Genomic DNA, 23,575 nt, shown 5'->3' on the forward strand with positions numbered 1-23,575 from the left:
CCTTCCATAAGTACTTAGATTTTATCTTTATAATTATTATGCGTAGTATTAAGTAAAAGTTGAATATTACACGGATAGACCATAATTTTTGAGATTGCACAATGAAAAATCCGACTCTTTATACATTATCCTTCTTTTACGATCCTGGCACCCTTATTAACTATATCCATTAATTCATCAATAGCTTCAGCCAGCTTCTTAGCAAACAAAGGTGGAACAGCATTTCCAATCATTTGATAGGCATGACCTTGCGATCCTATAAAGTTAAAATCATCATCAAATGATTGAACTCTCGCTGCCTCCCGAACTGTAATACTCCTAGCTTGTGTTGGATCATAGTGAATATACCGCAATCCATCTTTATAAAGATGGGCAATAATAGTTGTGCTTGGTTTATCTGGTCTGAGAACATGATATCGGTGAATTGGAGACTTAGAACCTATTTCCTTTTCGTAAAGTTCGCTTAGTTTTTTACTATCAGTAAACTCACATTTCCCTGACTGTAAATCTTCTGCCAGCATGTGAAATATTTTCATATCTCGGGCATTATGATAACGTGGTTTATGCCATGAAATATCGCATACTGGTGTTTGATGAGAAATTCTCTTTTGTAGCTTTGCATCTTCATTTATTATTGGGTTACAGGGTGGTAGATCTCCTATTGCTTCTTCTAGAGTTACTTTTCTTTTTGATTGTTTCTCAGGTAAAATTACTTCATAAAAATATTTTAAGATTTTCTGAATATTAATATTGCATTTTTTATTTATACCAACTAAAATAACTCTTTTTCTATTTTGTGGAACGCCATAATCACTAACATTAATAAGTGCATGTTTATTAATGTTATCTACAATTTCATAACCAATACTGTTAAACCCTTCTTTTATTAATTTTGTAATAGGTGTTCCATCAGGCATGGAGCTCAACATACCTGGAACATTTTCAAATACAAATAACGTAGGTTGATAACGCTCTACTACTTTTAAGTAACACTCAAACAAGTAATTTCGATAATCGTTTTTCATATTGTGTTCATCTCGGATTCTACCAGCAACTGAATACGCCTGACATGGTGGTCCTCCAATTATTATATCGACCTTTCCAGCCAATTCCACAAAATGATCAAGACCCTTACTACTCCCATATTTATCGTCATTATACCAACCTTTAAATAATTCTACGTCACGTTGTAAGTCAAAATGTAAAACTCTGTCTTTTGCATCCTCTACTCCCCATTTGGTCTCTAGTCGATTAATTAAAGTATTTACTTGTGGTTTTAACCATTCAACAGATGCAACATCATTATATTTACCAGTTTGCAAAAATCCTTCCATCAATCCACCACATCCAGCGAACAAATCAATTATATTGAATTTCCCCATTTTCCCTCACCTTTTCTAAGTATTTCTTTAATTTCTTGGCAATGTGATAACCTAGAATCGGAGGTACAGCATTACCAACTTGCTTATATTGTTGGGTTTTAGTTCCAAAAAATATAAAATCATCAGGAAAACTCTGCAACCTGGCACTCTCTCGAACTGTTGGTATCCGATTGTACTTATAATGAAAATGAGATCTATGTCCTGTATTTATTGTCAGTGAAGGCTTTTTACTATGGTACCGAGTTAACGCTTCGTTATACTTAAATTGAGACCTATATTTTTCTGGTAATGATTTATAATTTTTTCCTTCAGGAACCATAGAAATTAGTTTAACTGTTTTATCACTATGAATTGTACCAATATGGTTAAGAATATTAGATGACTGTAATCTCATCAGTTCTTGATACGGTGTTTGCGGTTTTATGGGGTATTCTTGTATTTCATCACCGTATATACCCTCTAAAGCTGGCAAATCAGAGATAGCTTGTTCACATGTAATAAAATCTTGCTTAGAGTAAATTGGTTTTGGAAACTCAAAAAACTCCTCAGAATCTAATAACCCAATAAAGAATACACGTTTCCTGATCTGAGGAACTCCATATTCCGGCGCATATAAAATCTGAGGTTTAATTTTATAACCTATATTACTAAAATCTTCAATTATTCGCTTTGCTGCCTTACCATTATAAAGTTTTAAAAGCCCAGGAACATTTTCTAATATAACGGCCTTAGGTTTTAATTTATCGGCAACTTTTACCATCGCTGTATACAGCGTATTTCTTTCATCATCCACATCTCGTGGTCCAGCAAGAGAGAAACCTTGGCAAGGTGGACCACCTACCAATACATCTATCGATACATTTTCTTCTTTAACAAAACGTTCAATATACTTTATATTATCATGATTAAACAAATCTAATTTCATAGCTTTTGCATTGCCATGATTTTTCTCAAAGGATTCTAAAGCCTTGTCATCAAAATCCACACCCAGTAATACATCATACCCCGCATCGAGAAATCCTTTTGATAATCCTCCAGCACCAGAAAATAGATCTAATACAGTAAACCTATTATTATTGTTTATATCTAAAACGTCGAGTAATTTCTCCATTCCTAAATCAACATTTCCTATCTTATTTTCTCTAAAATTGGAATTATGGTGTTTCTCTTTTATTTTATGTGTCATTTTATCTTCAACTTTCTTACATTATTTTTTTACATTTACTTCCTTTGTTTTTTGCGTCTTGCTTAACTATTCTAATTAACTTACCTTTAAATTATATTGATATAATACTAATTTTTCAATAAAAACATTGGGTGATTAGAATATAAGTTCGCACAAAAAGGCACTCTGACACAGAAAAGACGAGTGCTTTTAATATATTTATAATGATTTATTTAGAATTACTTGTTGGAGGATAGAATTGAACTGTATAGAAACAGATTATAGCGAAAAGAGAACGAAGATAAAAGTGGTTAAATTTAAATCACTATTTTTCAATTAAATGTGTTTTCATAACTTCGGTATACCTTTCTAGTTTCCTTTTTATACGAGTTATTGAATTATCAACAGCTTTAATAGATCGACCTAATTTTGAAGAAATTTCTTGATAAGAGTTACCTTCTAAGTATAAAGGAAGAACTTGTCGCTCAAGAGGGCTGAACAACCCAGATATCTTAACAAGCAAATCAAGTGAAGCTTCCTTGTTAATACACGCTTCTTCTGGATCTAATACTTTCGAATTTATTATAATATCCATAAGTGTAGTATTCGAATCTTCTGTATATATTGATTTATCTAAAGATATATATGAATTTAAAGGAGTATGTTTTTGTCTAGTAGTTGTTTTTATAACGGTTATAATATGTCTTTTTATACAGAGTTCAGCAAATGACTTGAAAATGGTTGTTTTATCTTTATTGAAATTTTTTATAGCTTTAAATAAACCGATCATTCCTTCTTGTAAAAGATCCTCCCGCTCAGCTCCAATCATATAGTAAGACCTAATTTTTGCATTCACAAACGGCTGGTATTTATAAATCAGGTAATCAAGCGCCGTACTTTCACCATTATGAATCAAATCTATTAATTCTTCATCGGTAAGTTTATTATAGTTAATATTTTGTTTCGCTTCATCTAATTTGCTCATTAACATCACCTATCCATTAAACACTAGTTCAGACAATAAATTCACTTAACCATCAATTAAAGCTTTCTTTAAAATAATTTGATAGCTATTTGAATTGAAGCACATAAATAATATTTGAATAAGAGCCTTATATAATATAAATTCGACAAAAATACTATTTTTCCTTTTTTTCTAAGAGATCTTTTATTGATACACATCTATATAATTTTAACAATGCTAGTGAGAAGGACTCTTACAAATATTTTTCGATTTTATTTTATTATTTACTCAACTTTCGCAAATAGAGAAAAGCGTTCAAGATAATAAGCTGTAAATTCTGCCACTATTTAAATATGGTTAATAAAAATTGAAATAGATATAAAAAACACCTCAGCTTTTGGTATAGTGAAAATTCAAACCATACAGATATCTGAGTAAAGAATACGCCCTTTATTAATGGTACAATTATGAATATCACAAACTTATATTCAGACAAAAAGGGTGAAAAAATTGGCTATATATTTCGAAAAGCATACAGACGACAGAAAAATAATCTATAACATAGCAGAAAAGTGGAAGAATGAGTGTCTATTAAATAATAAGTCGATCATTTGGGACGGAGAACACATTTGGACAGAGCAAAACATGAACCGCTTTCGAGTTATCTTTATAGAAAACCCAGACGCTTCAGGTAACAGTTTCGATGACAAGTTAAAAAAACAGCTAGAAAATGAGTCCGAAAGCGTGTATAAATTTGCGATCGAAATAATGTTTATCTATTATTTGTTTCCTTATAGAGGATCAGTGAGTTATAAAACGAAGATGGAAAAACTGGAAATGATCGCTTCATGGGGAAGAATAAAACTTGATCCTTCTTTAGAAGTGTTTGAGGCATTAAAAGACGGACTTGGGGCTACTGGGACTTTCTATAATACTAGCAAATATTTCGAAATATCCTTTCTATTTTTAGCTGTAGAAAAGCTAAAAGGACTCTCATTAGATATTCGAAAAGAAATTTTACATGATCCAAAACAATTGAAACGACATGCAGATGATATCCGGCAAAGACTTGGTAAGCGCGTACAAACACTACATATATTTTTGCACTTGTTGCTACCTGAATACTTTGAATCGATTGCTAGTTGGGGACATAAAGGGAAAATTGTAAAAGCATTTTCTTCATATATAACAGATTCTTCCGTTGAAGATACCGATGAACAGCTTCTAATGATCAGAGAAACACTTCAAGAGCAATCTCCTGATGATCAAATCAATTTTTATAAAACACCTGAAATTGCGGAGGTTTGGCAAGAGGAAAAAACTAAACCAGACCCAACCAAAAATAAGGGCAATGATATGAAGAAGCAGGAAATTGATGATCCTTTGAATATAGGGTCTATTGAAAAGGAACTAGAAGGATTAGTATTTGAAAATGTGGACCTTCTACTTAATCAAGTAATGACTTCCATTCAGAATGGAAAACATATCATTCTAACAGGTCCTCCAGGCACAGGGAAGTCGAAGCTAGCGAGCAAAATTTGCGACATGTATCAGGTTCAATCATCGATGGTAACGGCATCGTCTAATTGGTCAACCTATGAAACGATTGGTGGATATATGCCAGACAAAGACGGAAACTTACATTTTAATGAAGGAATCTTCTTAAAGTGTGTCAAGGATACAACTACCAATCAGCCCACAAATAAATGGTTGATTATTGATGAGATTAATCGAGCCGATATCGATAAAGCGTTTGGTTCTTTATTTTCTGTTTTAACAGGGGATGAAATAACACTTCCCTTTGAGTCAGAAAGTGGTGATTCTATCGTGATGAAACCACAGGGTAAGGAAAACGATTTCGAAACAAATGATTATACTTATGTCATTCCTAATGACTGGCGGATTATCGCAACGATGAATACGGTTGATAAAGCGTCTTTATATGAAATGAGTTATGCTTTTATGCGTCGTTTCGCTTTTATTCCCGTTACCCTACCGAAAAATATTACGCCGAATTTAGTTCAACAGTATTTAGATGCTTGGAACATGGATACCTATCCAAATGTTGATACCTTAACGAGTATATGGAAATTAATTAATAACTATCGAAAAATTGGACCGGCTATCGTTTCAGACATTGCGAAGCATACACAGTTCAATGATGATTTTACGTCAGCGATTATCTTATATGTGTTGCCACAGTTTGAAGGGTTACCTATATACAAAATGAATGAATTTATCACCAAACTTGATGAACAAACAGACGCCATCATTGATAAAGAATATCTCACTGACTTTGTGAATGACTTTTTTGAAGCTGGTGGACTGGAATGAGTGAAAAAGAAGAGGCCATTTTAGAGGAGATTTCTGGGTTTCTACATGGTTATTTGAAATCAGGAAATGTAAGAATTAACTCCTTTTTATCCAAAACGAATGTGAACATCTCTAATCTGCAGCAATTATTAACGATACGTTTTCTGTTATTAAAGGAAACAAAGACTTTTGTTCAAAGATTACCTTTTTTACTCAAGCGTTTTAAAACCACAACAGCTACACGTACAGAAACAAACATCGGGGAAGTACGAGGAGAAATTGATTGGGCAGAAACCACGAAGCGTCGTTTGGCTAGAAATCATAAAGATCGGACAATATTTTCGACGAATGAAAATGTTCGATCATATGACACACCAGAAAATCTAGTATTAAAGGAATTACTAGGGATACTTTACAGACTTCTTTTTCATGATTCCTATCTGAAGGGATTTGAAAAGGCTGCATGGTTCTCAGAATGGCAAGAGTTAAAATCTAATATAGAATACGCATTTAAGCAGAATATATATTTACAGCGAGTCCATTCAGCACATGTCAGTGACCGCACCGTTCAAAAAACACAGAGTCACAGAAATCGATTATATCGTGAAGCGGCCCAATTATTAGTATCCTATCGCAAAATAATAAAAGGTCAGTACAACGAAGAGGATTTAAAAATTTTACTCCGTGAAACCTTTATTGCTCCAGAAAATCAAGATGTCTTATTTGAACTATATTGGATTATTCAGATCATGAAGCAAAATACGGAAAAGAGTCAATTACATCTAATGGACGGTGGACAGAATAAAGTAGCAACATGGGAGGATGATTCTCATATCCATCACCTGTACCACGATTCAAGTGGCTCTGATTCTGTTATTTTTCATATTCCAACCAGTGAAATTGAAGGTAGTGGGCATGCCTATCTAAAGCAAAAAGTTCAATCTTTAGAAGCAACCAAAGATTTAGCACAAAGCATATTTGGACGTAATGTTACTAGTCATTTATGGCGAGGAAGACCAGATTTCCTTATCGAATCGTATGATCAAACTACCAATAAATTAACGAAGCTGACCATTGGTGAAGTAAAGAATACGTCAAGGGTTGAGTATGCAACTACAGGATTAGAAGAACTGGTGGAGTATCTTTATTTGGTGAAGGATCGAAAAGGAAGGTACTTATTGAATAGTGATGTAACGGTTCAAGGAATATTGTGTTTAGATCAGGTTGAATTTGATAATGGGAGCTTTGGGATAGTGAAAGTTCTAAGTAGGAGTAATAGGAGGTCTCACCTGTGAATAAAGCTGAATTATTAGAGCGCATATCACATTTGGCAGTTTGGAAAAAAGGAGATCAACGAGCACCACATAAACCATTGCTGATTTTATATGCATTAGGTCAATGGCAGTTAACTCGTCAGCAGCGTTTCTTATATGCAAATGCTAGACCGAAATTAGTGGAATTACTAATCGAATATGGTCCGAAACGGAAATCATATCACCCTGAACAGCCTTTTGTTCGATTAGAGCGCGATGGCATTTGGGAATTGGATAAACCGATTCTGATGAGTAGTTCTTTTAATAAGGCGTTGATTGACTATCATGTATCAGGAGGGTTTACACCAGAAGTGTATCAACTTCTAGAAACAGATGGTGCTCTGATTGATCAAGTTGCTAATCTATTATTAGAGTTACATTTCCCTGAAACATTACATAATGAGATTTTACAAGCAGTCAGTTTACAATTAACGTATTATCGAAGAAGAAAAAGAGATCCTGAATTTAGGGAAAGAGTTCTAAGCGCCTATCAGCATCAATGTGCGATATGCGGATTTCAAGTAAAACTTAATCAACAAGTGATTGGTCTTGAGGCGGCTCATATCAAGTGGCACAACATTGGCGGTCCTGATCGAGAAGAAAATGGATTAGCGTTATGCGCTTTGCATCATAAATTATTCGACAGAGGTGTATTTGCTATTTCGCATGATCATCAAATACATGTGTCAGATCAAGCAGTTGGAAATGGGACTTTTTATGATTATGTGAAGCGGTATGATAAGCAAGCCCTGCACAAGCCATTACAACAGAGCTATTTTCCAAAAGAGGAATTTATTTATTGGCATGTGAAGGAAGTTTATAAAGGTGAGGTTGGGGACATTATATAGTTTTTTAATTAATCGTTGGGCGTCGCTATAGAGGTCACATTATCGTTAGGTACCAGGCACCTGACAATAATAGTGAAACATAAACTCATCAGCTGCTGCTTCAACGACTTCCCCGAATACCTTCTTATTTTCGTGCAAGTTCGTTGTAACGCTCCATTTCTATTACATTTTCCAATGTTTTTCTAGGATATTTTTTTAGATACTGATTTAATTCACTGATGGTGATATCGGAATTTTGTAAATACTTTTTTATCAACCTTGACCCTTTTTCTAATGGGATTTCACTTACTCGATCGTAATCATTTAATAGGTCCAATACTTGTAACAGCTTATAATTCTGATCATTCACTTTAACTCTTGGCTTCTTTAATTTAACAACTCTATTTCCAATTGTTACCTCACGTTCAAGTCTACCTGCTTCATTCGTTACAATGGTTAGTATACATGCTGTTTGTGTTGTTAAGCCAAGTTGATTTGCAAAGTTCGTTCCCGTAATATATCCAATGACCTTTTTATCAATCGGTTTAATATATTTTCTTCCTATTAATTTATCTATGTTTACCCGTTGTTTGTTTAGCACACTGTTAGCTTTTGGGATGTAATATATGCCATTTTTCACTTTAATTATATATCCATTATCAGACAGTCTCTTTATGTTTTGACGTATGGATTCATCCGACATGTTTACACGCTTTTTTAGATCCTTCGTAAATACAGGCTCATCGTATCCATATAGATCTAAAATGACTGAATATAACTTATTCATGTCACACACCTCCTAATACCTTAATTATAGCACCACCTCACTATTATATAACGTAATTTATTTTTCCCAAACGTGACAATTATAATAAATTACCATTCTTTCCAAGTAAGCATCTGTATCTGTTATAAAAAATTGAATTAAAAGTGAAATATATTTAAGTTGAAAATCGACTAATTAATAAGGGAGGAAAGAGAATATGAGGACGCGTAGTAAGATGTCCCATTGGTTTTATAATTATAACAAAGATATTTATCATTTCTTACTTTCTCAACTTTCGCAGCTAGAAAAAAGCATTAAATATAACTAGCTGTAAAGCATGTCACTGTTTAAATATGGTCATTGACAATCGAAATAGGTATAAAAAAACACCTCAACTTTTGGTATAGTGTAATTGACTAGAAAACACTACCAATACAGAAGAGGTGTCTCCTATATGATAGCGAATAATGACCAAAATAATCAACTACCAAATGAACTTTCTTCCATCTTTAAAGAATTAAACGTGTATAAGCATCTTAGAAAAGCTGGTATTACAAAGTCTGTCGGCTTTACTTGTGCCTATCTTTTTCAATTGATTTTTTGTTTGATCTTTGAAAATAAGAACTGGTATCAAGTACTTCAAAGTAACAAAGCGAATGATTGTCCAGAGAAGAATGCCGTCTATCGCTTTTTAAACAAATCTACCTTTGCTTGGAGAAGGTTTTTATTATTTCTAAGCGCTCATACCATTGGAAAAGTAACCAACTTAACGCGTCATGATCGCCCCAAAGTATTGATTGTAGATGATTCTTCGTATGATCGTAACCGCAGTAAATCGGTTGAATTATTAGCTCGCTGTTTTGACCATGCATCCCAAAAAATGCGCTTTTATAAAGGGTTTCGTATGCTTACGCTTGGTTGGTCAGATGGTGCCACATTCATTCCAGTGGACTTTTCTTTATTAAGCTCGAAGAAAAGCCAAATTAATGGCATATCATCAAAAGTTGATAAACGTAGTTCCGGTTATAAACGCAGAGTAGAAGCATTACAAACCGCACCTGAGCAAATACCAGGTATGGTGGAACGCGCGATGAATGCCGGTATCGATGCTTCCTATGTGCTGATGGACTCTTGGTTCACGTATCAGCCTCTCGTTAAGGAGATAAAAGAGCAAGGACTCGATGTCATTGGCATGGTAAAGAACTTGAAACAGCGTTACCTTGTGAATGGCCAACGTGTAAGCTTAAAGGAACTATATCGTTTTGCGAAACCAACAGATGGAAAGAAAGGCATTCTTCGTTCGATTCATACCACACAAGCGAATGGCGTTCCTATTAAAGTTGTCTTTGTTCGTAATCGAAATAAAAAGAGTGAATGGTTAGCTATTCTAAGCACCGATTGTACACTTAGTGATCAAGAAATCATTCGTATTTATGGGATGCGATGGGACATTGAAGTTTTTTTCAAAACAACAAAATCTCTCTTAAAACTTCAAAAAGAGTTCCAAAGTCGTTCGTATGACGGCTTAATTAGTCATACGACCATCGTATTCACACGATATATTGTTCTCTCGTGGCAAAACCGATGTAGCACAGACGAGCGAACACTTGGCGGCATGTTTTATGAATTATGTGATGAAGTTAGTGATCTCGATTGGGCTGTGGCACTTCAGCAGTTGATCGAGCTTCTTGAAGATGCCTTGAAAATGAGCAACAAAAAGGTACAAAAATTAATCAAAAGTCAAGTCCAACAATGGATTGCAGGCTTACCCAGCTATATCAGGGCTTACCTGCCTATTTCAGTGTGCGAAAGTTGAGTTACTTTATTATGTTGGTTCTGGTGACATAGAAGATTTAGTTCAAGAAGTATTTATACGAGCAATTAAAGGACTAAATAGCTATAGAGAAGATTCAAGTCCAAAAACATGGCTTCTTTCTATTGCCAGAAACGTTGGAATAGATGAAATAAGAAAAAGAAAGAGAGAACTTATTAAGAATAAAATAGCTATAACAAATCATGAACCTAGAGACGAGAAAACACCCGAGGAAATTCTCTACTTAGAAGAAAATAAGCTGCATCTATACCAAGTGATACTCTCCTTAAAAACTAATTACAGAGAGGTAATTATTCTTCGTGCTATTAAGGAAATATCTGTTTCAGAAACAGCTGGTATTTTAAACTGTAGTGAAAACAAAGTGCGTATCACTTACCATCGCGCATTAAAGAAATTAGCGAAAAAAAGGGAGGAGCTGCATGATGCAAGAGAACGAGCGTTTTAAAGAATTAATTGATGAAATAAAGTCACTTCCCACTCCGAGTATTAATAATAAAAACCAAAAGCTAATGCATGATCATCTAATGAACATTGCAGGAAAAAACGAAAATAATAAGCCCAAACAAATATTGAGGAAGAAAATTACTACAGGTATTGCCGGTATCACTACCTTGTTATTATTTACGATCATTATCCTATCCCTAACTGATCAAGAGATGAATAATGCATCAGATACAGATAGCAATGCGAGAGAAGGAAATGAGGAGGTAGTTAATGAGTATGAAGAGCAAGAGACGATAGTTGATTTCAAAGAAGAACAATACCAAGAAATCGTAGAGATTTATCAAAATTATGAGCCACCAATGGAAGGAGAAGAAGTAGATTATATAGATGAGGAGTATGGTGTCATTTACTACAATAATGGTATTTCAATTGTACAAGATACAAAGTCTATAGCCCATTGGCCAGTTGACAAGGAAGGAGAGTCAATCAATCCAACTAGTGATCAAACCTTAGCTGCAATAAAAGGAGATATTGAAGAATTAAAAGATAAACCGATAGGGACAAAAGAGCCTTTTGGAATTGATTATCCAAATGACATTAATCATAAACTAGATGTATTAAATAGATTAAAAAATTACAACCATCCATATGAACCAATTATGAATTGGATGACTTCAACCATAGGTTATTTTGAAAAAGCTAAACACTTACTTAATGATGAGCGAGAAGAAGCTATTTTATTTTACGAAAACGGAATGAATAATATCAGCAAATTTGTAAGCGCCCTTGAACCTGGTGCGGGTCCTTGAGAATGATTAGTCAACATGATATGTGATTATAAATAGACCCAGACATAAATTTCAAAATTTTTGCCTAATACACTGAGTTGTACTATAGTCGAATGGGTGTTACCTCCTTGACTATATTTTTTTATTACGTCTTCAAACCACATGCTCTGCCTGTGTAAAAACAAAGCTTGGATACAACCTTTCAAGCTATCTAAAATGTTGAGACTTTAAAAATACACAAAAGAAGGTACAGAAAATATCATATTAAATCCCTGGGAGGTTATTATTTGAATCAAACTAAGGACATAACAGCTATAGGAACGATAACTTATAACGAGTTTAAAAAACACAATATGTACCATCAAAGGAGATTATTGATTGGCTTCTTTTTCATTACATTTTTGTTAGAAATATGCTTCTGCTTGCTCGTAAAGCAAATACAAAACTTACCTTTGGTTTTTTATATAAGTATCTCTCTTTTTGCCTCAGGGCTATTTACTATTCTGTTATACAAAACTATACAAAAACGATCCTATAGAGAGTTCTATAGCGATCACCTTGCAACAAAAGAAATAAGATATACAATTAATAGTCAGGGAATAAACTATCAATCAGGAAGATCCCATGTTTATATTGAATGGGAAAACATTATAAAAGGATATGAACATAACGATATGTTTTGCCTGTATATATCAAATATGAAAGCGATCCTATTACCCAAAAGATATTTCGAGTCGAACGACGATATTAGTTCTTTCAAAAAACTCATTTCTGAAAATTCTAATAAAATAAATCTTAAAAAATAAAATTTCAATATCCACTCTTTATAATAATTGCTATAAAAATTCTCACACTTTTGGAACGAATAAGAAAAGTGCACTACATCATTAAGATGTGGTGCACTTATTAATATCAGTATTAACCCTTGACTAAGATGTTACTGGAGAAATAACCTCTCTCCCCAATGTATAACCTATTATAAACGCTGCTGCAAATCCTAAAGCACCTAACAATGCTGCTCCAAAGACAAGAACAGCGTAACATAACGCAGCAATAACTATTACAGCCACGAAAGTAAATGCAGCATTTTCAAGAGCATCTAGAGTTTCTTTGGTAATATGCATTTCATGTTCTAAGGTGATTATTTCCCTTATCTTCCACTCTCCATGTCCTGTGTCTGTTAAAAACTCCATTTCAAAAGGTTTAATTACAAAACCACTTAATTTCGGACTGATTTCTAATACTGAAACACGTATTTCCTCGATATTATCTGTTAATTTTAGGAATGTGTCCGACATCGCAGCAACTTCATCTTTATCTGCAGCAGACGTATAAAATTCCATCATTTTGTCTAATCCTTTTGCTGCAAATGAGTCAAATAAATCCTCTGGAGTAAAGCCTTGAAATGATTTTAAATTCCAATTGACACTTCCCTCTTTCTCTAAGTGAGCCTGGTATTTAAACTTTACCCCACCAACTTCAAAAGGCGATTCGATTCCTGGCAAGATAGGATTAGACTCAGATAGCTCATCTACAACATTAAAAGCTCTAGAGATAAAAGAACTAGGTTTAATTTTAACTTCTTCATTCTCAGGTGGAAAAATGGCTTTAATTGCATCTACTGTCGCCCTTGCCATTTCTTCAATTTTATCTTGGTCTTTTAAAATATTCGCATCTATAGAGTTATCAATAAAACCATGTTCAATTAATACCGATGGCATGTTTGCTTCTCGAATAACATGATAATAATCTCCATTTTCACCCTGTCTCGATTTGGTCCCTCTACTTACAAAAATATTGGATAGGTTTTTCATAATTTCTTCTGCTAGTGTCTTACTAGGTCCTCCATATATACTATGAAACACTTCTGCGCCTCTTCCTCCACCAGCATTAATATGGTTGGATATATATAACTCTGCTCCCCAATTATTTGCTGCTCTTGTTCTATCTGATAAGGATATAAAATTATCCTCAGCTCGAGTTACTCCAACGATATAACCTTCTTCAAACAGCAATTCTTGTTGACGTTTTGAAATTTGTAGAACTAAATCTTTTTCTCTGAGACCATGTCCTACTGCACCTGGATCGTGCCCACCATGTCCAGCGTCAATAATTATTTTCTTTAATTTACCCGCAGGGGCCGAGCCTCCCCCAGATCCTCCACTATTTCCAGGATGAGAAGTGGAAAATAAGGAATTCCATGTCATACTCCCTACGATACCGTCTACATCTAGCCCCATATCATGTTGATATGCTTCCACTGCACGACTGGTCATAGGGCCAAATATACCGTCAACTGTTCCTAAAGAATAACCGCGGTCTTTTAGTTTTTGTTGGATTTGCTGAACAGCATTACCCGTGTCTCCTTCTCGAACTAAACACGGATATTAAGCAAGTGAATTCTGTAGTCGCACAGACACTTCCATTATTGGCCAAAACATTTTCTCCTTGCATTTCTCCATTGAATAATATCTGTGTAATCACTCCTAAACTAGCAAGCCCAAACAAACGGAATGTGTGTTCTGGTAACCATTCTGCTTCTTTGATAAAACTTTAATGGTAAATGACTTTATCATTAAAACTTTAAAAATATTAAAAAAAATCATATATCTTACATGCTATTTAATGTATAATAATACCAAGAAGTTAAAAGGGGTGGTAGATATGGAACAATATAAATTTGAGCCTAAAGTTAGTGAAACGATTGTAAATGCTATTGTGGATGGATACCGTGATTATGTTGAACACCGGAAAGACCGCTATGAAAAGATGACTATTAGCTCTGCCTTCGCATGGACTAAAGGAAACTTCATAGAGAGTAAAATTGCAGAAATGAGCCCTACACTTAATTTAACTTATAAAACAGCCAAAGCCGGACTAACTTGGGATTACTTACAATTCATTCATGGAGATACGAAGAAACTTTTTCTTATCAAGAATGCAGCCTATTTCAATGAAGATTGTTTCTCTCAAGCATTATTACCAAATAAAAAGAAAAGTAAAGGCCGAGATCGAACATACTTACATGAACTGTCTAAGATAAATCAAGATCTCGAATTTACATGTGATAATCCATTGCAATTTTCAAATTCTGGTCGACAAGGCGAACAACTCTCCCTTTTTGTGCCTGAAAAGCAGATAAAAGATGAATTGGAACAATTTCAAGATACTTATAGCGAATTTCACATTCTTACCTACAAAATTGATGATGCACGTCAAATTTCTGAGATTATGCATTTTTTACCTAACCCAGAGAACAATATAGCATATAGAATTGAAGATCTTTCCGAATATATTTCTGGTTCAGAGTTAACAGATGAAGAACGGGAAATTATTGCACCAGAACAAGACAGTGGTATAATAGATCCTGCAGCTTTTGATATCGGCATTCTCGAGGATGAGGATGAAGAAAGCAATTAGAGTAAAATTTAGATAAGGGGGCGCGTTATGTTTATTGGTGAAAATTTAACTAATCTTCGTATCATGCATGGATATTCACGTAAGCAGCTCTCTGAAAAGTTAAATCTAACGGAACAAGCGATTTGGCAATATGAAAATAATTACACAACTCCTAAAATGCAAATTGTGAATGATTTAAAATCAATCTTTCATGTGAAAAGTAAATACTTTTACAATAAGGATGTTCTAAATCGTTATTTCACATCGGAAAATATTCCTTTTATGAATATTGCATATCGTTCAAAAGTAATCAATGTTATCTCAAAAACACAAACTGAAGCGAAACACGTTGAATATTTAGATAGTTTTGTTAACTATACAACAGCTCAATTAAATCTTCCCACACTAAAAATTATTCAATTAAGAGACGAAGTAGTTAATTACCTGAACTCCTCAACAGACGAAAGAAACAAGCAAATTAACATTGTTGCTAAGCTCGCGCGACAAAAACTGAGCTTTCAAACTGACTCAAATGAAGATTTAATGTTTTTAATAGAAAAAAGTGGTGTGTTTATTTTTGAAAAGGCTATTGGTGAAGAAATAGATGCCTATAGTTTATGGACAAAACAAGATCGACCTTTTATTATATTAGGTAACATGAAATGTTCAGCAGTGCGCAGAAACTTTGATATTGCACATGAACTCGCTCATTTATTACTCCATTATAAAGTGGAATTTACAAACCTGAATCGAAAAGAGCACAAGGCTATAGAGAATGAAGCCAACCTCTTTGCTGGTGCCTTTTTATTACCTGAAGAGACGTTTTTAGAGGATATGCAAACTATTGCTTACCCTACAAATCCTGATGCATATATAGATTTAAAGAAAAAATGGAAAGTTTCTCTTCAGGTTTTAGGTTATCGAGCTGCTCATTTAGGTGTATTAGATGCAAAAAAACATCGGAACTTTTATGCAGCTCTTCATCGAAAAGGGTATTTAGAGAGGGAACCATTAGATGAATCTCTAGCGATCCAAAAGCCTCAAAAGATAAAATCTATTATTGATTTAGTTGTTAATAAAGGATTAGTTGACATACGTGAAATGATGGATAAAGATTGGATGGTGGAAACTTCATTTTTCCATCGTATCACTGGTATTGAATTAGAATTTTTCAATAACTATCTGAAGCATGATCACGATTTTGAGTTAGGAAATGTTAAAGAGATGCCTATCAATATTACTAATTAAACCGAACAGGTAAATCCATTTAATTTTGACGGATCTACCTGTTCTTATATTTTTCCTTAGCAAGTTCCCAACATTGTTTTTCTTGGATCAAGTGGAATTTAATGGTGAGCATTCTTAAAGAGTTAACGTATAAGTTGGCGTATTAGGAGGTCACACCCGTGAATTCAGCAATTAGGAAAAGCACGATAGTCAATTAATTCCTTTTAAATAAACTACTCATCAGAATCAGCTTGCCATCAATAAAAAACCAGGAACCACAAAAGACATTTGTCTAAGATAGTTCCTGGCCTTATTATTATCTCTTACTTTCAGTCATAAAAATTTCCACTTCCTCCGTCGTTGGCAAAGCACTAATCGCACCATGCTTCGTTGTAACCATTGCTGCTACAGCATTAGCAAATCTCCCCATAGCACCTAATTCATCTGGTGTTAAGTCGATAAGCTTTTTATCCATTAATGAAAATTGATATAAAAAGGCTCCGATAAAAGAATCCCCTGCGCCTGTTGTATCAATGGATGGCACATCAAATCCTGGCACATTTATTTTCTTGTCACCTATAAAAAACGTCACTCCCTCTTTACCTTTTGTTAGAATTAATAACTGAATCGGTTGAGACAATAGGTGATTAATTGCTTCTTCTTCTGTATCTGCTCCTGTAATAAACCTTAGCTCATCATCACTTACTTTTAAAATGTCCGCATATGGAATGAATTCTTGAATCGTTTGCGCATATACTACTTGATCCTCCCAAAGATTTTTTCTTACATTAGGATCAAAAACTACTAATCCGCCTTCTTCCTTTACTTTTTTAATAGCTTCGATATGCGCATATTTCACTTCGCTTTCAATCAAACTGACAGAGCAAAAATGTAAAATATCATTATCCGTAAAGGGAATCGTTTCTATATACTTTCTATCTAGAAGCATATCAGCACTAGGTTTCCGATAAAAAGCAAATTCTCGCTCGCCGCCCTTTTTTAACGCAACAAATGCTAATGCTGTGTTGGCTTTATTCGTGTGTAGCATGTGGGTCACATCTACGCTATTCTCAGCTAATACATTTTTTAAGTAGTAGCCAAACATATCTTCACCAACTTGACCAATAAAAGCACTCTTGCCTCCCAATTTTGCAATGGTAGCTGCAACATTAGCAGGTGCGCCTCCAGGTACTTTTTTAAAACTTTCGACCTCACTCATCGGCACGTCTACTTCATGAGGAATAAAATCGATTAAAGCCTCTCCAATTGTATATACCTTTTTCATGATTAAACCTCGATATCCCATTTATCTAAACGATCAATCTCTATGTCACCTTCAGCGCTGATTAATATTTGATCCGCCTTTTTGGTTGGATAAATAGTAGACGTTAATGTGTATTTTCCTTGATTTGCAAATACTTCTATGGAGGACCGGTCAAGGAAAATCTCTAATTCGATTTTATGATTTTCGGGTTCACAATAAACAGAGCGTTTATATACATGTTCCTCTTCATTACCTACAAGCTCGATACCACTGTTTATCCGATTTAATTCTAGCAAACCTGTTTCACAATCATAGCTTACTAGTGTTTTCTCCACCTGATTGGAACGAACTTCTAGGTCAATTCGTTTCCCAGCTGTTACATCTACTACTACTTCGATCGCACTCACTTCAGCTGATAATCCCTCAAGCGCTTTTGTTTCATCAGATACTTTAATCGTCTTGTAGCTTTGTTTATTGGTATAGTATTTTTTGATTTCAGCAACAGGTCGCTGATAGACGTGATTGTTTTTTATAAAAAGTTCCCTTGGTAATGTCATCGAACCTGCCCAACCATGTTGTTCCGTATCGGTTGGAATGTTTCTTCCCCACATTTGCATCCAGGAAATCATGATTCTTCTATTTTTGTCATCTTCAATCGTTTGTGGCGCATAGAAATCAAGACCATAATCCAACTCTTCCACCGTTTCTTTATGAAAAATTCCTTTTTGCCAATCCATTTCTCCTATCATAGCGAGAACAGAGTGGGTATTGAGGAAATTATTTTCTTTTTTAGGTAATCCTTCAACGGAAAACAGCAGAACATCCTTACCGTCTAATTCGAATAGATCAGGGCACTCCCACATTGGACCTTCCTCTTTATCCCCTTTTAACATGACAGAAACAAACTCCCAATCCAGTAAATCCTTCGATTTATACAAAAGAATTTGTCCGCCACCTTCTTCCTGCTTGGAAGCAATTAGAGAATAGTAGAAATCGCCCTTTTTCACTACTTTCGGATCTCTAAAGTCTTGTGGTTTTGCATTTTCCGGCAAATCCGCTTCCGTTATAACTGGATTTTGTTTCACTTTCTCAAAGTGAATGCCATCAGAGGACACAGCGATACATTGCACTTGCCTTAAATCTTCTTCTGACTCACCTTCAATGTGGCCCGTGTACATCAAATAGAGTTTGCCATCCTTTTCGATCGCTGTTCCCGAAAAACAACCATCTTTATCATAGGGCTGATCAGGGGCTAGTGCGACCGGAACTGTTTCCCATGTGACTAAATCTTTACTTTTTGCGTGACCCCAGTGCATCGGTCCCCATACCGCTTTATACGGATAATATTGATAAAATAAATGATATTCACCTTTATAGTATATAAATCCGTTTGGATCATTAATCCATCCAATCGGTGCCATTACATGATAGTCATTTCTATAGTCAGCTATCACACTTGTTCTATTTTCCTCAATATAGTTGTTTGCTTGTTGTAGTGTGTACATTATAATCCCCCTTTTAATTTTCTCTATTTAATTCCAGTTCCAGAGCCACCAAGTCCCTGAAGTATATATTTCTGAGCAACTATATAAACGATAATTAGTGGTATTGTTGAAATCGTAAGGATAGCCATTACCTGATTGGTATAAACAGGCTCGGTTGTATTGATATTTGTAATAGCTACCTGGAGTGGAAACTTTTCTGTATCTGTTAATACCATTAACGGCCATAAGTAGTCATTCCAACTAGCGATAAAGGATAGTGTTCCGACCGTAGCCACTGCAGGTTTAGACATTGGTAATACAATCTTCCAAAAAATAGTCCAATTGTTTGCCCCATCTAGTTTGACCGATTCAATAATTTCTTCTGGTACTGCCTTGAAAAAGTTTCTAAATAAGTATATGAAAAACATGTTCCCAATCATCGGTAATACAACCGCTATTCGTGAATTAAGAATGCCTAATGTATGTGCAACTGTAAACTGGGTAATAATGATGGTTTCCACCGGCACAATTAACAGAACTAGCAATAAACCGAATAACAGCTTTTTACCTCTAAATTCAAATTTTGCAAAAGCAAATCCTGCCATCGCATTCACTATAATAGAACCTATCGTAATCGTTACTGCATAGATAACACTATTGATCACATATTGTGGGATACTAAATCTAGAGAATAATTCTTTATAGGTTAAAAACCACTGTGAAACATCAAGTGATGGAAGTAAGGCCTGGATGTTGTCCATATCAAGATAGATCTCGCCTTCAGGTTTCATGGAGGAAACGACCATCCATAACATCGGAAAAAGGAATATACAAGCTAACAGAATAAGGAAAAAATATTCAATTGATATCTTAAGTTTCTTGTTCATTACATGTCATCCTCCTTCGTTAACCTGCTTTGCAGCAATGTTATAATTCCAATGATGATACCAAAAATAACCGTCATTGCACTCGCGTATCCAATCATTCGATCTGAAAACCCTGCTTGGTAAATATAATAAACCGGTGTCATCGTAGAATTCATTGGTCCACCTTGTGTCATAACCATTGGCTGGATGATTAATTTAAATGCGGAGATTAACGTTGTAATCATAATTAAAACAGAAGTCGGCTTTAACAAAGGCAACGTAATATGAATAAAGTTCTGCCATTTGTTAACCCCATCAATTTTACCTGCTTCATATACAGTAGCTGGGATATTTTGAAGCCCCGCTAAGAAAATTAACATTTGATAACCTGCACCCTGCCAAGCGGAAACAAACACAATCGTGATCATTGCTTGCTTTGGACTGCTTAAGAATGGCTGAGCATCGATTCCGATATTGGTTAGTACGCTATTAATCAAACCTTCAGATGGATTTAATAGATACAACCACAGGACTGATATAACTACCAATGACAAGACTACCGGAGAAAAGTAGGCAACCTTAAAGAACATATTTCCTTTTCTTGGTTTATTAATTAACAACGCTAATCCTAAGGCTGCACCTATTTGGATTGGAATAACGAAAACAACAAACAGGACGATATTTTTTAAACTTTGAATAAAAATCGGATCTTTAAAGATTTCAATGAAATTTTGCAATCCAATAAATTGTCGCTGATCCGGTGTTAATAAATAATAATCCGTAAATGCATAATAAATAGCCATTAAGGCAGGTATAACCAGGAAAGCTCCTAATAATACTAGAGCAGGTGTTAAAAATAAATATGCTGATAGATTCTCCCTTTTATTAATGTTCATCGGTCAAAACTCCTTTTAAAGATTCCGACTTGGATTAACCAAGTCGGAGTAACCTATCTTATTTCAACGCTTTTTCCATTTGTTCGGTTTTTTCATCTAATAATTGCTGTACATCACTATTTTCTTCATAATAAGCAGCATCACTGACTGTTTGTTGGAAAACTCTGCTTACTTGTGGATAGTTAGGTAAAACGGGTCTAGCATGTGCTGAGTTTTGGTTCTGCTGAATTAAAACATTCATTGGATCTGAAACTTGATCTTGCACCTCTTCCACAACAGAATGTGCTGCCGGAAGTACACTATTTGCTAAAGTAATTTCCGTTAAGGATTCTGTCGACGTCATAAAATCAATCAATGCACCAGCAGCTTCCTGTTTTTCAGATGAAGCAGCCATCGCATATTGCCAGCTACCTGAAGGAGAAACTAACTCCTTTGTATCTGGAGATGTCGGGTATGGCATAACACCATATTCCACATCTGGATAATCCTCCATTTCAGCAATTGTCCATGAACCACCGAATTTCATTGCATACTCTCCAGTATGGAATCCTTTTTCAACTGGCGTAATTGTCGTGTATCCCTTTTTGACCATTTCCTGAATAAAGCTAAATGTTTTGACTGAATTTTCGTCATTAAAATGACCTTCTGCAGTTGAACCATCTTCTGATACTAAATTTCCACCTTGCGACCATAAGAATGGCGAGAAGGCATACATTAACCATTCACTTTTATCATCAAAGCCCATATCAATTGCTGCCGTATCATACGTATTAACTAACGTTTCACTAAGCTCCATAAATTGATTCCAATCCCAAGGTTCTTCCACAGTTGGTAACGTAGATAAGTCAATACCTGCATCTTCAAACATCTGTTTATTATAGAAAATTCCAACCCCAGATTCTGAATACCCAACCGCATATAATTGATCGTTATAAGTACCTTGTTGAATAATACTTGGTAATAAGTCATCTTTATTTGTTATATAATCACCGACTGGTGCAATCATTCCTGCTTCTGCATATGCCGCTGTATTAGGTCCATCCAATGTTAAAACATCTGGTAATGTATCTGTTGTTAAAGCGGCATTAATTTTATCTTCGTATCCGCCGCCAGCTCCACTTCTCGGAATAAACTCAATCTTAGCGGTATACGTTCCTTCACTCTCTTCATTAAATCGATCAATAATACTTTGCATTGCTTCGCCTTCAGGAGTTTCGTCTGAAGTGTGGACCCAAAGAGATACTTCATTATCACTAGCGCTTGATGATTCACCATCTCCACCACAAGCTGTAACTATAATTGCCATCAACATTAGAACCGATAAAATCATAATCCTTTTCATTTCAAATAACCTCCTAAAAATAATATGTAACCGTGTACAACGAAATTATATGTCATCCGGTTTCATATGTCAACCGGATGACATATAATTTTAAAAAATAGACCACCTTACTGTTAGGTTGTCTCGCTTTCTATCAATCTAACAGGTAAGATGGTTTCCATCTCACTATGATTTTCTTCCTCATTTATTTCTTTAATTAAAATATCAATTGTTTTTTGGGCAATTTCACGTATTGGCTGTTGGATCGTACTTAATTCAGGTAGTAATAATCTCGTTGTCTCTGTCCCATCATAGCCGATAACTTTAAAATCAGAAGGTATATTTCTTTTTCTCAACTTTGCCTCTCTTATTACTGCTGAAGCGATCAGATCATCACTGGCAAAAATACTGTCAACGAGTGGGTTTTCATCGAATAATTGTTGTATGACCGCTTGATTATCTCCCGCTGTTTCATAGGTGATCGGAGTCAATTGATTTTCCTTCATCACATCTTCATATGCTTTTCTTCTTAGATTGGCTGGCGTTTCTAAATAACTCGGACCATTTATATGAATAATGTTACGACAGCCTTTGTTTATTAATAATTGGGTAGCTTGTCTTCCACCATCATAATTATCACTTGAAACTACTGGAATATTTTTCGACAAGTAACGGTCGACTCCAACAACTGGGAGGGTTGGTATATCGTATTCCTTCACTCCCCGATTATGAGCCCCGGCTATGATTCCATCCACTTGATTTCTTTGAAGCATCCTCAAATAACTTCTCTCTTTATCTTCTTGCCCTTGACTATTGCACAATAAAATCTTATATCCTAGAGAGGCTGCGATATTTTCGATATGGAAAATAAGTTGTCCATAAAATGGATTCGATGTCGTAGGAAAAACAACACCAATTAAGAATGTTTTCTTGATAAACAACGATCTGGCAACATCATTAGGAAAATAATTAAGATGTTTCATCGCATCATTTACTTTCTTTCTGGTCTCTTCTCCTATATAACCTCGATTATTTAACACTCTAGAAACAGTTGTAGGTGATACACCAGCAACTTTCGCAACATCTGAAATTTTCGGCTTCACATTAAATTTCCCCTATCGGCATTTTCTCAATATTATTTTAGCGTTTACATTTAGCTAATTCGGTGTAATCTTATCACATTTTCAATTGAAAGTGGTAACCATATGAAAATTCTGACAAGGTTAGATTTGAATCTTACATCCAGTAAGATATTCTAAGTACATCTAGTTCTCTTTCTAGAAATTCAGATTTTCCTTTGTTTCAAACTGACAGCCAAAAGC

Annotated in this window: 20 protein-coding genes and 1 pseudogene; 9 read left to right on the forward strand and 12 right to left on the reverse strand. The window is 34.8% G+C overall.

Going from position 1 to position 23,575, the window contains the following annotated elements:
• Window positions 1-125: 125 nt before the first annotated feature.
• The 3 genes from BN3107_RS18440 to sigH all read right to left on the reverse strand — a co-directional run bounded on the left by BN3107_RS18440 (window position 126) and on the right by sigH (window position 3,532).
• The gene (locus BN3107_RS18440) at window positions 126-1,382 is read right to left on the reverse strand and encodes a DNA cytosine methyltransferase (protein ID WP_058309082.1); all 1,257 of its coding nucleotides are present in this window, start codon (window positions 1,380-1,382) and stop codon (window positions 126-128) included.
• The gene (locus BN3107_RS18445) at window positions 1,360-2,568 is read right to left on the reverse strand and encodes a DNA cytosine methyltransferase (RefSeq protein ID WP_231735417.1); all 1,209 of its coding nucleotides are present in this window, start codon (window positions 2,566-2,568) and stop codon (window positions 1,360-1,362) included. The genes BN3107_RS18440 and BN3107_RS18445 overlap by 23 nt, the downstream gene beginning before the upstream one ends.
• A gap of 304 nt (window positions 2,569-2,872) precedes the next feature.
• Window positions 2,873-3,532 carry an RNA polymerase sporulation sigma factor SigH gene (sigH, locus tag BN3107_RS18450; protein ID WP_058309083.1) on the reverse strand — a complete coding sequence of 220 codons (660 nt, stop codon included), beginning with the start codon at window positions 3,530-3,532 and terminating at the stop codon, window positions 2,873-2,875.
• A 489-nt stretch (window positions 3,533-4,021) separates the two neighbouring features.
• On the opposite strand from sigH, the gene BN3107_RS18455 reads away from it, so the two are divergent.
• Genes BN3107_RS18455 through BN3107_RS18465 form a run of 3 tightly spaced genes read left to right on the forward strand, consistent with a single transcriptional unit; the run spans window position 4,022 to window position 7,985 of the window.
• Window positions 4,022-5,845: an AAA family ATPase gene (locus BN3107_RS18455; protein WP_058309084.1), complete on the forward strand. Its 1,824-nt coding sequence runs from the start codon at window positions 4,022-4,024 to the stop codon at window positions 5,843-5,845.
• Window positions 5,842-7,119 carry a hypothetical protein gene (locus tag BN3107_RS18460; protein WP_058309085.1) on the forward strand — a complete coding sequence of 426 codons (1,278 nt, stop codon included), beginning with the start codon at window positions 5,842-5,844 and terminating at the stop codon, window positions 7,117-7,119. The genes BN3107_RS18455 and BN3107_RS18460 overlap by 4 nt, the downstream gene beginning before the upstream one ends.
• Complete coding sequence (locus tag BN3107_RS18465; RefSeq protein WP_058309086.1) at window positions 7,116-7,985, forward strand: phosphorothioated DNA-binding restriction endonuclease; 870 nt, start codon at window positions 7,116-7,118, stop codon at window positions 7,983-7,985. The genes BN3107_RS18460 and BN3107_RS18465 overlap by 4 nt, the downstream gene beginning before the upstream one ends.
• A gap of 124 nt (window positions 7,986-8,109) precedes the next feature.
• Here the strand turns inward: BN3107_RS18465 and BN3107_RS18470 are convergent, their stop codons facing one another.
• The gene (locus tag BN3107_RS18470; RefSeq protein ID WP_058309087.1) at window positions 8,110-8,751 is read right to left on the reverse strand and encodes a DUF6088 family protein; all 642 of its coding nucleotides are present in this window, start codon (window positions 8,749-8,751) and stop codon (window positions 8,110-8,112) included.
• A 433-nt stretch (window positions 8,752-9,184) separates the two neighbouring features.
• Here BN3107_RS18470 and BN3107_RS18475 point away from each other — a divergent pair, with 433 nt between their 5' ends.
• From BN3107_RS18475 to BN3107_RS20365, 4 genes are all read left to right on the forward strand, one after another.
• Window positions 9,185-10,546, forward strand: coding sequence for an IS4 family transposase (locus BN3107_RS18475; protein WP_058306262.1), 1,362 nt, complete (start codon window positions 9,185-9,187; stop codon window positions 10,544-10,546).
• Window positions 10,488-11,009, forward strand: a complete 522-nt coding sequence (locus BN3107_RS18480; protein ID WP_058309088.1) for an RNA polymerase sigma factor — start codon at window positions 10,488-10,490, stop codon at window positions 11,007-11,009. Before BN3107_RS18475 ends, BN3107_RS18480 begins: the two co-directional genes overlap by 59 nt.
• Window positions 10,984-11,817 (forward strand): hypothetical protein, encoded by an 834-nt coding sequence (locus BN3107_RS18485; RefSeq protein WP_058309089.1) that lies wholly within the window; start codon window positions 10,984-10,986, stop codon window positions 11,815-11,817. Before BN3107_RS18480 ends, BN3107_RS18485 begins: the two co-directional genes overlap by 26 nt.
• Window positions 11,818-12,149: 332 nt before the next feature.
• Window positions 12,150-12,602, forward strand: coding sequence for a YcxB family protein (locus tag BN3107_RS20365; protein WP_392389068.1), 453 nt, complete (start codon window positions 12,150-12,152; stop codon window positions 12,600-12,602).
• Window positions 12,603-12,725: 123 nt separating this feature from the next.
• On the opposite strand, the gene BN3107_RS18495 is transcribed toward BN3107_RS20365, so the two are convergent.
• Window positions 12,726-14,003 (reverse strand): N-acetylmuramoyl-L-alanine amidase family protein, encoded by a 1,278-nt coding sequence (locus BN3107_RS18495; protein WP_262359976.1) that lies wholly within the window; start codon window positions 14,001-14,003, stop codon window positions 12,726-12,728.
• A pseudogene (locus BN3107_RS20255) lies at window positions 13,998-14,144 on the reverse strand (peptidoglycan-binding domain-containing protein); the annotation flags it as partial. The gene BN3107_RS18495 and the pseudogene BN3107_RS20255, both read right to left, overlap by 6 nt.
• Window positions 14,145-14,460: 316 nt before the next feature.
• On the opposite strand from BN3107_RS20255, the gene BN3107_RS18500 reads away from it, so the two are divergent.
• Both BN3107_RS18500 and BN3107_RS18505 read left to right on the forward strand, forming a co-directional pair.
• Window positions 14,461-15,216 (forward strand): spr1630 family ClpXP-sensitive toxin, encoded by a 756-nt coding sequence (locus BN3107_RS18500; protein WP_058309092.1) that lies wholly within the window; start codon window positions 14,461-14,463, stop codon window positions 15,214-15,216.
• Between the two features lie 27 nt (window positions 15,217-15,243).
• Window positions 15,244-16,443 carry a spr1629 family repressor/antitoxin gene (locus BN3107_RS18505; RefSeq protein ID WP_058309093.1) on the forward strand — a complete coding sequence of 400 codons (1,200 nt, stop codon included), beginning with the start codon at window positions 15,244-15,246 and terminating at the stop codon, window positions 16,441-16,443.
• Between the two features lie 295 nt (window positions 16,444-16,738).
• Here BN3107_RS18505 and BN3107_RS18510 read toward each other — a convergent pair whose 3' ends face one another.
• The 6 genes from BN3107_RS18510 to BN3107_RS18535 form a co-directional block, all read right to left on the reverse strand.
• A complete protein-coding gene (locus BN3107_RS18510) occupies window positions 16,739-17,707 on the reverse strand; it encodes a carbohydrate kinase family protein (RefSeq protein WP_058309294.1) in 969 nt (322 codons plus the stop codon).
• Between the two features lie 2 nt (window positions 17,708-17,709).
• On the reverse strand, window positions 17,710-19,191 hold the full coding sequence (locus BN3107_RS18515; RefSeq protein WP_058309094.1) for a glycoside hydrolase family 32 protein: 1,482 nt from the start codon (window positions 19,189-19,191) through the stop codon (window positions 17,710-17,712).
• 23 nt (window positions 19,192-19,214) lie between these two features.
• Window positions 19,215-20,057 carry a carbohydrate ABC transporter permease gene (locus BN3107_RS18520; protein WP_058309095.1) on the reverse strand — a complete coding sequence of 281 codons (843 nt, stop codon included), beginning with the start codon at window positions 20,055-20,057 and terminating at the stop codon, window positions 19,215-19,217.
• The gene (locus BN3107_RS18525; RefSeq protein WP_058309096.1) at window positions 20,057-20,932 is read right to left on the reverse strand and encodes a carbohydrate ABC transporter permease; all 876 of its coding nucleotides are present in this window, start codon (window positions 20,930-20,932) and stop codon (window positions 20,057-20,059) included. The genes BN3107_RS18520 and BN3107_RS18525 overlap by 1 nt, the downstream gene beginning before the upstream one ends.
• Before the next feature lie 58 nt (window positions 20,933-20,990).
• Window positions 20,991-22,274 (reverse strand): ABC transporter substrate-binding protein, encoded by a 1,284-nt coding sequence (locus BN3107_RS18530; protein WP_058309097.1) that lies wholly within the window; start codon window positions 22,272-22,274, stop codon window positions 20,991-20,993.
• Window positions 22,275-22,387: 113 nt separating this feature from the next.
• Window positions 22,388-23,356 carry a LacI family DNA-binding transcriptional regulator gene (locus BN3107_RS18535; RefSeq protein WP_058309098.1) on the reverse strand — a complete coding sequence of 323 codons (969 nt, stop codon included), beginning with the start codon at window positions 23,354-23,356 and terminating at the stop codon, window positions 22,388-22,390.
• Window positions 23,357-23,575 lie beyond the last annotated feature (219 nt).

The sequence above is a fragment of the Gracilibacillus massiliensis genome (assembly GCF_001458115.1).
Lineage (GTDB): Bacteria > Bacillota > Bacilli > Bacillales > Amphibacillaceae > Gracilibacillus > Gracilibacillus massiliensis.